Genomic DNA, 15,097 nt, shown 5'->3' on the forward strand with positions numbered 1-15,097 from the left:
AAGTTGAGTCTATTCCACTCAAGTGTGGAGCGGGGAGTGTTCCGGACGGCACCGGGGCACCGACGGCCCCGCCGAAACCCCCCGAGGGCCGGGTATCCCGCTTTCCCGCTAGATTCCAGGCCGTGAGTACTTATCGAGTGGACCCCGGCGACCCCGATGCCGCCTACCTCGCCTTCTGGCGGGAGCGTCATCTGTGCACCCTGACCACCCTCCGCGCCGACGGCAGCCCTCATGTGGTGCCCGTCGGGGTCACATACGACCCGGAGGCCCGGATCGCTCGGGTGATCACCCGTTCGGGGAGCGCGAAGGCACGGCACGTGCGCGCGGCGGGCGACGTGGGCGCGCGGGTGGCGGTGTGCCAGCTGGAGGGGGCGCGCTGGGCCACGCTGGAGGGGCTCGGCCGGGTGTACGAGGACCGGGAACGGGTCGCGGAGGCGGAACGGCGGTACGCGGAGCGCTACGGCAGGCAGCCTCGGCCGAACCCGCTCCGGGTCGTCATCGAGATCGAACTGACCGGAGCGCTGGGGCGCGGCTGACGGTCACCGTCCGCTGCCGGTTGACCTTTTTTCGGACAGATGGACGAGCGGGCGGGCCCGTACCGATACCGGCCGACATCCAGAAATGTCCCCGTAAGCCTGCAGCGGCGTCACCGTGTTCAGGTCACGGTGACGCCGCTGCTGGGGGGAAGCGCCTGAGCGATTTGAAACGACGGGGGAATCGCTTCAGGCACTGCGGGGGGTGGCTGTAACGGCCGTGGAGGCCGGTGTCTCCGGCTCGGCGAGCCGGTGGTCGCGCTGGTCGAGATTGACGAAGACCATCCCGTACCGAACGGCACACCGCACTGGCTGCGGCGCGCCGCGCGGTCGCCGCAGACACCGGTACGCCCGGATGTCCTCGTCCTCGTCCCGGGTCACCACCACCGGTTCGCCGAACACGGTCACCATCAACGAGTCACCGCTGTGGGGGATGGCGGTGGCCAGGTCGATGAAGTGCCAACCGGAGCGATAGGCGGTGGCCATCTCGCGGCGGAAGGAACGGTCGTCGGGAGGAGTGGTCATCGGTCAGCCCCAGCTACTGTCGGCCGGCAGCGCGGGCGTGACACCCCAGCTGCTGTCGTGCTCGTCGCTGGCGGCGGCGGAGATGTGCACCGAACCCCGGCTGCCGTCGGTCCGGTCATCACCCTTCGCACCAGCAAGGCCACTCAGAGTCCCGAAGGCCACAACGGCGGAGAAGGCGGCGACAAGCACCGAGCGAAGCATTTTGTTACGCATAATCGGCTTCGTCCTCACTTGAAGGTCCCCTCTTCCCCCGTCGAGTACGACGATGACTCATTCGGGCACGTCATGGCCACACAATCGATGCATCATGTTCCTGCACGTTCAGGACCCTGGGGGGTAGAGATTTGGTGATAAATAGGACTAACGCGACACATCCCCATGCGGTGACCGAATTGTGCGAGGAAGGAAGCCGCGTCTACGCGACCGCTCTGCGCACCGGACGCATTGCTCGCGCGGATGTGAAGTCCGCCCCCTGCCTGATGGAGTTCGGCCTCCTGCACCCCGACCTGGATGACGCGAACTGGCTGCGTCCCGTTCCCCCCTCGGTCGCCCTGGCCCAGCGCCTCAACCCCATAGAGCAGGAGATCACCGAACGCAGGCGTTTCTCCATACAGCTGGCCGACGCATTCGAGCCGTTCATGGCGATGAGTGCCCAGGGGGCCGCCGCCACGCACGCGATCACCGTGCTGGAGGGCCTCGACCGCATCAACGCGGCGCTCGACCTGGCCACGGTCCAGTGCCAGGCGGAGATGCTCACGGTCCAGCCGAGCGGGCGCCGCCTCGAACGCATCCTTCAGCAGGGACTGGAGCGCGACAGGGCCCTGACCGACCGAGGCGTGCGGATCCGGACGCTCTACCAGCACACGGCCCGGTACAGCCCCGAGACGCAGGCCTACGTCGATCAGTTCTCCAACGACAAGGTGGAGTACCGGACCATCGACGAACTCGTCGAGCGGCTCATCATCTGCGACGAGACCGTGGCGTTCATCCCGACGCGCGACGATCGACAGGTGGCCCTGGAACTGCGTCATCCCGGCCTCGTCCGCTACCTGATCAAGGTCTTCGAGTTCATGTGGGGCCGCTCGGTCCCCCTGAACGCCGGCGCCCCCTACGAGACCGCCCCCGACGGCATCACCGACATCCAGCACTCCATCGCCAAACTCCTCGTCGAGGGTCACGTCGACGAGGCCATCGCCCGGCGCCTCGGCATGAACGTCCGCACCTGCCGCGCCCACATAGCCAAGCTGGCGACGGCACTCGGCAGCGGCAGCCGGGCGCAGCTCGGCTATCGCATCGCGGAGTCCGGGATCCTCAAGCAGGACGGCACGGAACACTAGGCGGCCGGCTCACCGGGCGGTGGAGGACTCCGTGGGCGCGGCCAGGGCGTCCGGTGGCGGAGTGCGGGGCGGGCCGTCCAGGCCGGCCGCGGCGATACGGACGCCCAGTTGGGTGCGGCTGGCCGCGCCCAGGCGTTCGGAGAGGCGGGCGATGTGGGCCCGGCAGGTGCGGACGCTGATGCCCAGCCGCTCGGCGACCACCGCGTCCTGGTGGCCCTCCGCCAGCAGCGCCGCGATGGACCGCTCCCGGTGCGTGATGCCCGCGACGCCGGCCGACGGCAGGGACGCGGCGAGCGGGACTCCGAGGCGCCACAGCCGTTCGAAGACGGTGACCAGGTACTCCACCAGCGCCGGGTGGCGGATCTCCAGGGCCATGGTGCGGTCGGTGTTGGCGGGGATGAAGGCCACCGTCCGGTCGAAGACGATGAGGCGTTCCACGACCTCGTCCAGGGTGCGGGCCTCCGCCGACTCCCCCATCATCTCCATGTAGTTGTGCAGGCCCTGCCCGTGCCGGGCCACATGCGTGTACAGGTCCCGCATCCGCACCCCGCGGCGGCACATCGCCAGCGCCCGGTGCAGCCCCTCGCGCAGCTCGTCCTCGCGGCGGATGCCGCCCGGCTGCACGGTCAGCACCTCGGCGGTGCAGCGGTCGGTGGCCTCGTCGATCGCCGCCCGGATCCGGGCCAGCCCGTCGAGCACCCGGATCGCCGAACTCTCCGCCGGCGTCCGCATCCGCGAACTGCCCAGTCCCGCGTACCACTCGACGGCGTCGACCGCCGCGCCCATCCGCGCCTGGCTGGCGCTGACCTCGGCGTGGACGCCGCGCAGCAGCCGCGTCATCACCTCCTGCGGGGAGGTGGGCACCAGCCAGCCCATGTCGTCGGGGTCGGGGTGCAGCAGGGCGAGTTCGAGGAGACAGGGCACGGCGTCGGCGTCCTCGCGCGGGACGCGGCCCCGGCGTACGGCTCGGGAGTACACGCGGTCCCCGGCCGCGCAGAGCCGGTCGGCCCCGTGCGGATGCTCCTCGGTCGCGTGCCCGGCCATCACCCACGTCACCCCCGGTTCCGACCTGTTCGCAGCGCAACTATGCGCGGCCCGCACCGACACCGCAACACAGCCCTGCCCTGTTTACGTCCGGATAACGGAAGGTACGTCCTGCTCTCTGCACCCCTCAGGTAGTGCGCTCTGCAATAAGCTGAAGTTCGCGCGGGGCGGGCGGGCGCTCCTCGTGGGCACCGGATCACGGAACCGGCGACTCCCCCGTCCGGCCGTACGTCAAACCCTCCGTTTCCGCAGGTCGCGATCGCCGTCGCAAGACGGCGGAAACGTGTCGGTGACCGGGGTGTTACGGAGCGCGCTTACCGTCGGGCCATGGCGGACATATTTGACGCCTACGCGTTGGCCGACGCGTGGGACGAGATGTTTGAGCGGCCGGGTGAGGTCAGGACCGCCTATGAGCCGGTGCTGGCGGCGCTCCGGCCCATCGAGCCGGGCGAACTGCGGTTCAGGGCCGACCAGATGGCCCGCGCGTTCACCGACCGGGGCGTGACGTACGCCTTCGCGGGCGAGGAGCGGCCCTGGCCGCTGGACCTGGTGCCGAGGATCCTGGACGCCCTGGAATGGGACCTCGTCCAGCGCGGGGTGGCGCAGCGCGTACGGGCGTTGGAGGCGTACCTCGCGGACGCCTACGGGCCGTGCCGGGCCTTCGAGGACGGGGTCGTGCCCTGGCGGCTGCTCCTCAACTCCCCGCACTTCCACCGGGCCGCGCACGGGGTGGAACCGCCGGGCGGGGTCCGTATCCATGTCGCCGGCATCGACCTCGTACGCGACGAGGCGGGCGACTTCCGCGTGCTGGAGGACAACGTCCGGGTGCCGTCCGGGGTGTCGTACGTCATCGAGAACCGGCGCGCGATGACCCGCGTGTTCCCCTCCCTCTTCGCCGAGCAGCACGTGGTGCCCGTCGACGGCTACGCGCAACGGCTGCTCGCCGCGCTGCGGGCCGCCGCGCCCGGCGGCATCGGAGACCCGCGCGTGGTCGTCCTCACCCCCGGCCCCAACAACGCCGCCTACTTCGAGCACGCCCTGCTGGCACGGCTGATGGGCGTGCAGCTGGTGGAGGGGCACGATCTCGTCTGCCGGGGCAACCGCGTGTGGATGCGGACGACCCGCGGGGAGATGCCCGTCCATGTCGTATACCGGCGGCTCGACGACGACTTCCTCGATCCCCTCCACTTCCGGCCGGACTCGGTGATCGGCTGCCCGGGGATCATGGGCGCGGCGATGGCGGGGAACGTCACGCTCGCGAACGCGGTGGGCAACGGCATCGCGGACGACAAGCTCCTCTACACCTACGTCCCCGACCTCATCCGCTACTACCTCCGGGAGGAGCCCGTCCTCCCGAACGTGGAGTCCTTCCGGCCGGACGAACCCGGGCAGCTGGAGGCCGTCCTGGACCAGATCGACCAGCTGGTGATCAAGCCGGTCGACGGCGCGGGCGGGCAGGGCATCGTCATCGGGCCGAAGGCGGACCGGGAGACCCTGGAGCGCACCCGGGAGGCCGTACGGGCCGATCCGCGCGGCTGGATCGCGCAACGGCCGGTGGCGCTGTCCACCTCCCCCACCCTCGCCGGCGAACGCATGGCCCCCCGCCACATCGACCTGCGGCCCTTCGCCGTGAACGACGGCAGCGACGTGTGGGTGCTGCCCGGCGGGCTGACCCGGGTCGCCCTCCAGGAGGGCAACCTCATCGTCAACTCCAGCCAGGGCGGCGGCTCCAAGGACACCTGGGTGCTCGCCGAGGGGACCGCCGAGCAGCGCTTCGAGGAGACCGGCGGGCCGGGTCCGCTGCCGGAGAAGGCGCCGCGCCAGCTCGACCCCGACGGCACCCGTACGGTCGTACAGGAAGGGGCGCAGCAGCAGTGAACGACGTGATCCTCTCCCGGATAGCCGAGGCCCTGACCTGGACGGGACGGTACGTGGAACGGGCCGACGCGACGGGCCGCATCCTCGACGCCTACCTCCACCGCCTCCTCGAGGACCCCTGGCGCGACGAGGACGCGGCCTGCCGCTCGCTGTACGCGATCCTCGGCGTCGACGCGCCCGAGGTGCACTGCGACATGCAGCAGGTCCTGGACCGGCTGGCCTTCGACGCCCGCTCGACGGGCTCCATCGAGGGCGCGCTCGGGGCCGCGCGGCTCAACGCCCGCAGCGCCCGCGAGGCGGTGTCGTCGGAGATGTGGGAGTGCCTGAACTCCACCTGGCACGCGCTCGCCGACCAGCGCACGGCCGCGCGCCGCACGGGCGGCCCGTACGCGTATCTGGAGCTGGTACGGCGTCGCGCGGCCCTCTTCTTCGGGCTTGCGGACTCCACGATGAGCCGCGACGACAGCTGGCGGTTCGTGGTGCTGGGCCGCAGCCTGGAGCGGGTGGACATGACCGTGCGGCTGCTGTCGGTACGGGTGCTGGACGCGGCGCACGCGCCCGACTGGCCGACCCTGCTGAGCGCGAGCGGCGCCGACGAGGCGTACGCGCGGGTGCACGGCGGTTTCGGCGACAGCCCCAAGGTCGCCGAGTTCCTGCTGCTCGACCGGGACTTCCCGCGCTCGGCGCTGCACGCGCTGACCACGGCGGAGGAGTGCCTGGCCGCGCTCGGCCGCCCCCGCCAGGACCCGGCCCGCCGTCCGATCGGCGCCCTGCGCACCCACCTCGAATACCTCGACTCCGAGTCCCTGGAGGCGGGCCTGCCGACGCTGCTGCGGGATCTGCAGCACGCGTGCATGGCCTCGGCGGAGGCGGTGGCCGAGAAGTTCTTCCCGTACCAGGGGCCCGTCGAGTGGGCCCAGGAAGGCGCGTGAGCACGATGAACCTGCCTGGAGCGGCCGGAGCGGCTGAGGCGGCCGGAGCAGCCGGGGCGGGTGGGCGGGCGACCCGGCGCCTGCGCATCCGGCACATCACCCGCGTCGCGTACGCGCAGCCCGCGGCCTCCTCCCACAACGAGGTCCGCATGACCCCGCTGACCCTGCCGGGCCAGACCACCCTGGACGCCCGGGTGCTGGTGAACCCCTCGACGCCGACCTGGTCGTACTGGGACTACTGGGGCACCCAGGTCACCGGCTTCGACCTCATCGAGCCCCACTCCGACCTGACGATCACCGCGACCAGCCTGGTGGAGACGGCCCCGCCGGAGCCGCTGCCGGACGCGCCCGGGTGGGCGGAGGTCCACCGGGCGAGCGCGGGCTCCCGACTGCTGGAGTACCTGGCCGCGACCGGCCGTACGACCCTGCCGGCCGCGCTGCTGGACCGGGCCCGGGAGGTGTCCGCCGGCCTCGACGTGCACGGGACGGCGACGGCGGTCTCGGCGATGGTCGCCGACCACGTGGCGTACGTGCCGGGCGCGACCGGGGTGCACACCAGCGCGGCCCAGGCGTGGGAGCAGGGGGCCGGAGTCTGCCAGGACATCGCCCACCTCACCCTCGGCATGCTCCGCGCCCTCGGCCTGCCCGCCCGCTATGTCTCCGGCTACCTCCACCCCGAACGCGAGGCCGAGCTGCACCGGCCCGTCGCGGGGCAGAGCCACGCCTGGATCGAGTACTGGGCGGGCGACTGGACCGGCTACGACCCCACCAACCGCGTCCCCGCCGACGAGTCCCACGTGGTCGTCGGCCGGGGCCGCGACTACGACGACGTGACCCCGCACAAGGGCGTCTACCGGGGGGTGGCCGGGGGGCCGCCGGAGGTGACGATCGAGTTCACGCGGGTGGCCTGAGAGGGCCGGGAAGGGCCCTGGGCGGGGTTCCGGTGGCCCGGGGCCGGGGGCGGGGCCCCGGCCTGTCTGGCCTTCGGGGGTTACTCCAGGCCGGCCGCTTCGCACCGGGCCTTGAAGGCCGAGGTGCAGATCTGCTTGACCGTGTAGATGCCGTCGGCGACGACCGTGTCCTTGATGTTCGACTTGGTCAGCGCGACCGGCGGCACCAGCTGGGCCGGGATCTTCTTGGTGGTCGGGGAGTCGATGCTGTCCTTGGCAAGTGCGTCGAACTCGATGGAGCGGCCCTGGACCTTGGCGACGGCCATCTCGGCGGCGGCCGCGGCCTGCGTCGGGAACGACTTGTACACGGTCATGTACTGGTCGCCCGTGAGGATCCGCTGCACGGCGTCCAGGTCGGCGTCCTGTCCGGTGACCGGCGGCACCTTGGCGACACCGGCGGTCTTCAGGACGTCGATGACGGCGCCGGCGATGCCGTCGTTCGCGGCGTAGACGGCGTCGATGTTGTCGACGCCCAGCTTGGAGACGGCCTTCTCCATGTTCGCCTTCGCGACGACCGGGTCCCAGTCCTTGGTGTCGAACGTCTCGGAGATCGTCACCTTGTCCTGCAGCTCGGAGAGCGCGCCCTCCTTGAACATGGCGGCGTTGGGGTCGGTGGGCGACCCGTTCATCATGACGATCTTGTTGGCGGCGCTGTCGCCCAGGTCCTCCACCAGCGAGCGGCCCTGCACCTGCCCGACGAGCTCGTTGTCGAAGGAGACGTAACCGTCGATCGGGCCCTGCGCCAGGCGGTCGTAGGCGATGACGGGGATACCCGCGTCGTGTGCGGACTGCACGGCGGGAGCGATGGCCTTGGAGTCCACGGCGTCGACGATGATGATGTCGACCTTGTCCTCGACCATCTGCTTCATCTGCCCGGTCTGGGTCTCCGGGTCCTTCTCCGCGTTGGCGTACTTGGTGATGCCCTTGTTGTCGGTGAGCTCCGCGATCTTCTTCTTGATGTTGGGGTAGTCGAACTGCTCGTACCGCTTGGTGTCCTTGTCGGGGAACAGCACGCCCACCGTGATGTCGTCGCCCTTCGTGGGGCTGGCCTCCGCGCTGTCCCCGACGTCCACGACCCCGCAGGCGGCGAGGGAGACGGCCGCCGCGGAGGCGGCGAGGGCGGTGGCGGCGCGGCGCAGGGCGGTGGTGCGACGACGTATACGAGTGCCAGGGGTATTACGGGTGGTACGGGCGTTCACATCAAGGGCCTTCCGGGCGTGGGTGCAGCAACTGCGACCCATGTGGCTGAAAGCCAACGCGGTGACCACCTCAGCGTCAAGGACCCATCACTTAACGAGATGACAACAGCCTTGTGTGGTCTCGGTGTGAAGAGGGTAAGGCAAAGGGCTTCCGCTGTCGCCGCCCGCCCTTCCCGGGGCGCGGGTCCCCGGCAGGGGCGAAATGTCGCTCTCGGTCAACGGCTCCCGTGCGGGCGGTCGTTGGGGGCGCAGGGGGTACGCGGCAGGGGGGCTCCCGCGGCGTCGGGGGTGGGGTGGCAGGTCAGCGGGGTGGGGGGCCGCGGGTTCTGGACGGCCACGGCCGGCCGCCCCGGCGCCGGGGGCCGGGCCGGTTCGCCGGGCCTGCCGGCGGAGTGCCGGGGGCCGGTCCGGGCGGGGGCCCGGGGGTGGGGGGTGGCGGACCTCACGCCGGGCGTGGTGGGGGCGGGAGGGGCGGGGCGGGGGTGGTCGTGGTGGGGGCGGGAGGGCAGGGGTGGTCGTGGTGGGGGCCGCTGTCTGCCGCGTCGGCCGGGGCGGCTTGCGGAGGTCGCTGTCGACGTCCGCGAAACGGTCATGGCGGATCAGGGCGCCGGGCCACCACTTCGGTGACCGGCTCCTGCCGGCGCCGGGCCGGCCGATCAGGAACACCACGATGGGCGTCTCCTTCCCGACGCGGCTCGCCGAGGGACCGGGGACGATCCGCTCGCGAAGGGTCCGCCGGTTGTCGGCGTCGGACAGCCTGTAGTGCTCCACCTCGGCGAGATCGATCACGCACGGGCGGCTCGGGCACCCCCGGGCCCGTACAGGTCGTGCATCGGCAGGGCCGGTCGGGCCGGGCTCGCCGGGGCCTCGTGGGTCTGCGGTGCCGGCGGCGTGAACGCCCATGGCCTCCGTAGAGCGCACGACCACCGAGGTCAGGCCCACGCCGGTGAACCCGTCGGCGGTTGGGCCCACACGCCGTTCGGCCCCCCGGCTATGAGCCCCCGCTCCACTCCCGCAGCAGGGCCTCCCGGTCCTCGCGTCGCGGTGTGCCTTCGGCTGCGTGGGCGCGGCCCCAGTCCGCCAGGGTCTCCACCTCCGCCGTACCGGCCACGATGCGCTCCAGCAACGTGACGGAGAGGTCGTACTCGGACTGGACGTAGCCGCCGAGGGCGGCCGCGGACTGGGTGTTCAGCTCGACCGTCCGGTCGGCGGTCTCCAGGTGCACCTCGAACGCGGCCGCGGCGTCCCCGCCGCCCACGACGGCGTTGGTGACGAGGTCGACGGCCGAGGTGGCGAGCAGCCGGGCGCTGGAGCGGACCCGTACGTACCGCACGGCGACCGACCGGATCTCCGACCAGCCCCACACCGCGCTCTGCCCGGTCCCGAGCCCCTCCACCCAGTCCCGCGTGAGCCGCACCCCGGGCCCGAACCCCTCCGGCTGCGCCCCGACGTACACCCCACCGTCCTCGGCGATCCAGAACAGCCCGACCATGGCCATGCGTGCCTCCCCTTCCGCGACTTCTGCGACTTCTGCGTTTCCCCTGGTGAGACGTAGCCCCACGACGAATGGTTCAGCGGCCGAGGGCCATACGCACGCTCCGTGCCGGACGCGCGGACACCGCACTCCCTCATCGGCGCGGCCGGCGCATCGCGCCGAGGCCGGAGACGCCGCCGCCGTGGACGCGGACGTTCGCGGCGGACCACAGCACCGGGTCGTCAGAGTCGGGGTGTCCTGGCCGCCGACGAAGGGGCTGTCGACGCCGGGGACGAGAACTTCCCAGTGCAAGTGGGGGCCGGTGACGTGGCCGGTCGCGCCGCCCGTGCCGATCTGGTCGAGCTTGCGCTGCTGGTTCTGGACAGGGAAGACATCGCCCGCCGTCAGCGAGCGGCGCGCCTCCGCGCCCGCAGTGGAACGCCCCGTCGACCCATGTCAGCCGATACACGCGACTGCCGCCTGGCGTTGCGCCCGCCGGCAGATCCGAGCAGGCCAGTGGTCAGGGTGCTCACGTCGCACTCCTCAGGTCGGCCACAGGGATGTCGACGGACGCCGAACCACCAGGGTTCAGCCTGAGGACGGCACCCTCAGGCAGGTGCGCCAGGAGTTCACCGAAGGCGGTCCGATGCAGTTCTCGTGCCGAATTCGCCGCCTGGGCAGGACTCGTGTGAAGGGCGACCGGGGAGACGTACTGCGCGTCACGGGTCACCCATACGACGGCGTCCAGCAAGGCGCGCTTCAGATCGGCCTCGGAGCCGTAGCCGGCCGCCGCCAGCTGAATCGCCGCGTCGACGTCGTCGGTCGGCTCCGCCATCCCGAGTGTGCGAGGCGAAGGACGGTAGTTGGGGTTGTTCGTGAACTCTCCGGTGAGCCGGCCCCGCGAATCAACCTTCCAGGCACCGACCACGCCGTACGGCGGAACCTCTCCGTTCGGGTCGAAGTACGCGTCGATGGCGTAGACCCATCCGTCCGGCTGAGCGGCGGCCTGCGCACGCATCTCGTCGGTCACCGGAGGAATCCGCACCGCCCCGTCCTCATTCATTGCCGTTCCCCTGACGCTGCTCGTGGGCCGTCCGTTGTGCGTTGACCGATGCCAGCCGTGCGTGATCCGAGACCGGTACGTCGTCGAAGATGTCCACGGTCACCGGACGGCCACCGCCGGCCCAGTGGTAGGCCCGACGACCGCCCCCCATCTCGAGGGCCATCCGGCTGGGATAGACATCGATGCAGGCACCTTCGACAGCCGGCTGCAGACCGTACTTCTCCAGGTCCCCCCGGACCTGTGCCAAAGCCTGGAAGAGATTCCACGCCGTGTGGCGCGACGACATTGAGCCCCACGTCACGTGGACGGTGTAATCGGATCCCGTGAACTCGGCCAAGAGCCTGCCGGTCTTTTCTCCGTCTTGTGCGACCAAAGAGATCTCCTTGTCGTACAAGATCTCAGTTGTCTCGGACACGCTCACCCTCTGGTATGTAGTGTGGATTGGGAACGGATTCGCCGAGTTCACTCGTTCTGTAGTCGTAGGGAGCAGCGGACTTGATGTACTCGCCGCGCACCCCGCCAGGGAAGGCAACCTCTTCCTCGTACGAGAGCGGATGGTCTCCCAGCGTCTTGTTGACGTCGATCCCACCGGGCGCATCGATTTCGTACGTGTACTTTCCTCCGAAATCATCACCGATATCCTCGCGGTACGACGTGCTCACGAACGCGGACGGGTCGTCCTCCCGCACGTACTCGCGCAGATCCGTATTCGAAAGGTCACGTGCCTCGAAGCCATTGGCGAAGACCTCGGCCGGCTCACGGTTGTCGCTACGGTAAAGGGGTTCCCGGCCTTCGCGCCAGACGACATCCACTCCGAGGCGGCTCAGATCCACATCGCGGTCCGTGGCCACAGCCAGGCGATCCGGTTCGGGTGGCTCTTCGGGCTCCCCCTCGTCCGACGCCCCATCACCACCCTCGTACGGGCCGCGAGCGGCGTCGGTCTCGGAAGGTTCAGCGGGTTCGCCCGTCTCGTCGATCTGCCAGGACGGCGGACCGTCAGCTCCCTCGTAGGTGTGTTCCGTCGACGAGTGAGAATCCTCGCCCTTGATCTCACTCATCGCTTCCCTCCTTCGTCCTGTCCTGTCCGCGGCTTCCTGGTCACTCGTTCGAAGCGGCCCAGCGCCCGCCCGAAGCGCTCTCTCCATTCCTCCGACGGATCGGGGCAACCGACGAGCTTCTCCAGCACGGAGGGTGTGCATCGCCCGTGGTAGTACTCCCGAGTCTTCGTCCCCTTGCGCGCCTTGAACCTCGGTTCGCCCACGGGACAGGGGTCCTGGTCCGCCAACTGGGCCCGCATCATCCCCGCCACATGCTCCGCGAGAGCTCCCGGAGCCGCGGGCGCGCCCACCCGGCTGTGCACCGCGCGGTCCACTGCCTGACCGATGGCACAGTCCAGGACCCGCCCGCGGTACACCTCCAGTTCCCGCCGCATCGCTTCACCAGGCAACGGCGTGGTCCACCCCAGCAGATGCGCCGCCACCGCCATCTCCGCCCACAGCGCGATCCGCAGCTCCGGCTGGTCCATCAGCCGTTGCGCCCTGCGCAGATCACGCAGAGTGCACGGCTCCGGAGTGCAGCAGGGGCCGCACGCCCGACTGCGCTCGCCCGTCAGCGCGGCCGCCGACGCAGGCCGGATCGCCCCCGCGTCCTCGCGGTCCGTTCCGTCCCGCATCCGGACCAGCAGCGGGTAGTCCATGCCGTCCGTGAAGACGGCGGCCTCGCCCGGCCGCAGGGTGACCAGGTACTCGGACTGGGCCGCCGTGATGTTCATGGTCGCGCCGACCGCCTCGCGGTCGTCCTGGGCCGGCAGGCGGTGGACCACCTTCGCCGCCGTGTTCTTGATGACGTCCGGAAGGAGCTTGGAGGGGATCTGGTCGGCGATGATCAAACCCTCGCCGTAGGCCCGGATCTCGGCCAGCAGACCCGCGAACATCTCCACCGCGTGGGCGCTCGCGCCGCCCTCCTCCGCCCGGCGGAGCAGCCGGTGTGCCTCCTCGAAGACGCTCAAGTGCCGCAAGGGGAAGGACAGTCGCCGGGTCACACGCTGTTCCATGCGCAGGTACTCGACGAGCCGGATGAGGATCGTGCCCATCAGGAACGCCTTGTCCTTGTCGTCGCCGACGTCCTCGATCTCGAAGACGACGTTGCGGCGCAGGAGTTCACCGAAGTCGAGCGGGCGGCCGCCCTCCAGGAAGCGGCCGGTCGTACCGAGGCGCAGACTGGCCAGGCGGATCTTGATGAAGCCCTGGACGTTGTCGGCGACCTCCTTGCCGTAGCCGATGTCGGTCACGACCTTCAGGGCCGTGTGCTCCAGGTCCTCGAGGGTGGGGTAGCGGGGCTCGGTGCCCGGGAGGAGCGGTTCGCCGAGGGTGAGGTCCCAGCCCAGGTCCTCGTAGCAGCGGGTCAGCGCGGCGCTCAGGACCTGGGGGAACGGCTCCTGCGGGTCGAAGGAGGCCAGGAAGAGGGCGCGCACCATGTCCAGGTGCGTCTGGAGGGGGAAGCGCTCGCCGTTCGCGTATGCCGAGGGTTCCAGGGGGTTCAGGCCGGCCGGGAGCGCGTCGGGGTCGCCGGGTCTGATGACGACGACCTCGCTCGTGTCGCCGAGCCGCGCCGACATGAACCGGTACTCGGCCTTGGCCGGCTCCACCACCAGCCACGGGATGCCCGCATGTGTCGCCGCTTCCAGCAGACCGCGCACGGTCTGGGACTTGCCGCCGCCCGTCGCCCCGCACACGAAGGTGTGCCGGTTGAGGGTGGAGCGGGTCAGTTCCAGGTCGCCCACCGGGCTGCGGTTGCGGTCGAGCACGGACCCGAGCCGGACCGGGGGCGGGGTGTCGGCCGCGGCCGGACGGCCCGTGGTCTCGGGAGTGACGTCGAACTCCGGGCGCAGCGCGAACCGTACGCCGGGTATCTCCTGCGCGGGCGGCCGTGCCAGGGATGCCAGCAGGTCGGATCCTGCGTGGAAGGGATACTCCTGGGGGGTGGGGAGAACTCCGCCGAGCGCCGTGGGCAGGTCTCCGACGTGCCCGGTCGGCCGGAGCGCGTAGGGCAGCCCCTCCAGGTCCGCGGACGCGCAGACCAGCGCGGCGACGCGGGTCGCGTCCTCCGGCGTGCGGCCACCCGCCAGCAGGCGTATCCGCCACAGTCCGGTGGCCGTCGCCTTGGCCAGATCCTTGTGCCGTCGCTCCAATCGGGCCGCCGCGATGGCGTACTCGGGCGAACCGTCCGCCTTGGACATCGCCCGCCGTTGCTCGTCGGCGATGTCGCCGGTGAGATCGTCCAGTTCGGTGGCGGGCACCGGTTCGGCGAACACCATCCAGGCGAAGGGCTCCTGCCATACCGCAAGGAGGCAGTCCTCCAGGCTGGGCCGCTGTCGTGCGGCGCCGGTCCCGGTGGCGTTCGGTTCCGCGTCGACGAGCAGCCCGTCGGTCACACCGGCGACGACGCTCCAGTGCGGGAAGTCCGCGAACAGGGATGCGGCGGTCCCCGTCGGCCGGGCCAGCCCACGCGCGCCGGCGGGGAGCCGTAGCAGCGTGGTGCCGCCCTCCGCGTCGGCACCACCGCCGAGCAGGCTGCTCCCCCCGACCATCACGTCGATCGGCCGGTCCGCCGCCCGGCGTGCCCAGCCGACGCACACCGCGCCGCCCGTCGGGTCCTCGGGGCGTCGTGCGTGATGCGCGGAGACCAGTGCGGCGAACCGCTGCGCGTGCAGGTCGTCACCGGGGCCGCCCGGCCGGTCGTCCGTGAGGCGCCGGCGCGGAACCTCGCGCAGCAGACATGCCTCCATGCCGACGAAGCGCTGCCATGCGCCGGCGTACGACGTGGTGTCCATGGGGTCAGACCGCCCCTCGGCCGGCTTCACTCCAGCGAACGAGCGAACCACCCTTGATGCCCGAGATGTCCGACGCCGCGAAGAAAGGGACGTCGGCTCCCACTTGACCAGGATCATGCGCAAGCAGTGCGGTTGGCAACGTCTCCCCCGTTGTCGATCTTGCGGCTACACCCTAGGCCCGGCCGCGCCCCAGGCCAAGCCTTGCAACTGTGACGTCGTTTCCCGTGGTTCCAACTGGACTCGGGGGACGAATTCGTGCAGCATGTTTCGGCTGCGAATAATGACTGGCTGTCCGCTTCGGCGGTCACGGGGGCGAGTTCAATCATCAGA

14 protein-coding genes are annotated in these 15,097 nt (G+C 70.8%); 5 read left to right on the top strand and 9 right to left on the bottom strand.

Features of this window, described 5'->3' with window-relative positions; all coding sequences use genetic code 11:
* Window positions 1-122: 122 nt before the first annotated feature.
* Window positions 123-536, top strand: a complete 414-nt coding sequence (locus SCAB_RS20135) for a pyridoxamine 5'-phosphate oxidase family protein (protein WP_013001917.1) — start codon at window positions 123-125, stop codon at window positions 534-536.
* A 186-nt stretch (window positions 537-722) separates the two neighbouring features.
* On the opposite strand, the gene SCAB_RS20140 is transcribed toward SCAB_RS20135, so the two are convergent.
* The gene (locus tag SCAB_RS20140) at window positions 723-1,058 is read right to left on the bottom strand and encodes a Rieske (2Fe-2S) protein (RefSeq protein ID WP_013001918.1); all 336 of its coding nucleotides are present in this window, start codon (window positions 1,056-1,058) and stop codon (window positions 723-725) included.
* A 3-nt stretch (window positions 1,059-1,061) separates the two neighbouring features.
* On the bottom strand, window positions 1,062-1,289 hold the full coding sequence (locus SCAB_RS20145) for a hypothetical protein (protein WP_374194905.1): 228 nt from the start codon (window positions 1,287-1,289) through the stop codon (window positions 1,062-1,064).
* A 113-nt stretch (window positions 1,290-1,402) separates the two neighbouring features.
* Here SCAB_RS20145 and SCAB_RS20150 point away from each other — a divergent pair, with 113 nt between their 5' ends.
* Window positions 1,403-2,395, top strand: coding sequence for a helix-turn-helix domain-containing protein (locus tag SCAB_RS20150; RefSeq protein ID WP_086022876.1), 993 nt, complete (start codon window positions 1,403-1,405; stop codon window positions 2,393-2,395).
* Window positions 2,396-2,404: 9 nt separating this feature from the next.
* Here the strand turns inward: SCAB_RS20150 and SCAB_RS20155 are convergent, their stop codons facing one another.
* Window positions 2,405-3,439, bottom strand: coding sequence for a helix-turn-helix transcriptional regulator (locus SCAB_RS20155; RefSeq protein ID WP_046773865.1), 1,035 nt, complete (start codon window positions 3,437-3,439; stop codon window positions 2,405-2,407).
* 327 nt (window positions 3,440-3,766) lie between these two features.
* Between SCAB_RS20155 and SCAB_RS20160 the strand changes: the two genes are divergently transcribed.
* From SCAB_RS20160 to SCAB_RS20170, 3 genes are read left to right on the top strand one after another with little or no spacing between them, the layout of a single operon-like run.
* Window positions 3,767-5,317 carry a circularly permuted type 2 ATP-grasp protein gene (locus SCAB_RS20160; protein ID WP_037727382.1) on the top strand — a complete coding sequence of 517 codons (1,551 nt, stop codon included), beginning with the start codon at window positions 3,767-3,769 and terminating at the stop codon, window positions 5,315-5,317.
* Window positions 5,314-6,249 carry an alpha-E domain-containing protein gene (locus SCAB_RS20165; RefSeq protein WP_013001922.1) on the top strand — a complete coding sequence of 312 codons (936 nt, stop codon included), beginning with the start codon at window positions 5,314-5,316 and terminating at the stop codon, window positions 6,247-6,249. The genes SCAB_RS20160 and SCAB_RS20165 overlap by 4 nt, the downstream gene beginning before the upstream one ends.
* Window positions 6,246-7,160 (top strand): transglutaminase family protein, encoded by a 915-nt coding sequence (locus tag SCAB_RS20170; protein ID WP_013001923.1) that lies wholly within the window; start codon window positions 6,246-6,248, stop codon window positions 7,158-7,160. Before SCAB_RS20165 ends, SCAB_RS20170 begins: the two co-directional genes overlap by 4 nt.
* A gap of 80 nt (window positions 7,161-7,240) precedes the next feature.
* Here SCAB_RS20170 and SCAB_RS20175 read toward each other — a convergent pair whose 3' ends face one another.
* From SCAB_RS20175 to SCAB_RS20205, 6 genes are all read right to left on the bottom strand, one after another.
* Complete coding sequence (locus SCAB_RS20175) at window positions 7,241-8,398, bottom strand: sugar ABC transporter substrate-binding protein (protein WP_046774200.1); 1,158 nt, start codon at window positions 8,396-8,398, stop codon at window positions 7,241-7,243.
* A 991-nt stretch (window positions 8,399-9,389) separates the two neighbouring features.
* Entirely contained in the window at window positions 9,390-9,896 is a 507-nt protein-coding gene (locus SCAB_RS20185; protein WP_013001925.1) for a hypothetical protein, read from the bottom strand.
* A 505-nt stretch (window positions 9,897-10,401) separates the two neighbouring features.
* A complete protein-coding gene (locus tag SCAB_RS20190; RefSeq protein ID WP_231885094.1) occupies window positions 10,402-10,935 on the bottom strand; it encodes a type VII secretion system-associated protein in 534 nt (177 codons plus the stop codon).
* Complete coding sequence (locus SCAB_RS43795; protein WP_148274215.1) at window positions 10,928-11,329, bottom strand: hypothetical protein; 402 nt, start codon at window positions 11,327-11,329, stop codon at window positions 10,928-10,930. Before SCAB_RS43795 ends, SCAB_RS20190 begins: the two co-directional genes overlap by 8 nt.
* 4 nt (window positions 11,330-11,333) lie before the next feature.
* The gene (locus tag SCAB_RS20200; protein WP_013001928.1) at window positions 11,334-11,993 is read right to left on the bottom strand and encodes a scabin-related ADP-ribosyltransferase; all 660 of its coding nucleotides are present in this window, start codon (window positions 11,991-11,993) and stop codon (window positions 11,334-11,336) included.
* A complete protein-coding gene (locus SCAB_RS20205) occupies window positions 11,990-14,767 on the bottom strand; it encodes an ATP-binding protein (RefSeq protein ID WP_013001929.1) in 2,778 nt (925 codons plus the stop codon). The genes SCAB_RS20200 and SCAB_RS20205 overlap by 4 nt, the downstream gene beginning before the upstream one ends.
* Between the last annotated feature and the right edge of the window lie 330 nt (window positions 14,768-15,097).

The organism is Streptomyces scabiei 87.22 (genome assembly GCF_000091305.1).
Classification (GTDB): domain Bacteria; phylum Actinomycetota; class Actinomycetes; order Streptomycetales; family Streptomycetaceae; genus Streptomyces; species Streptomyces scabiei.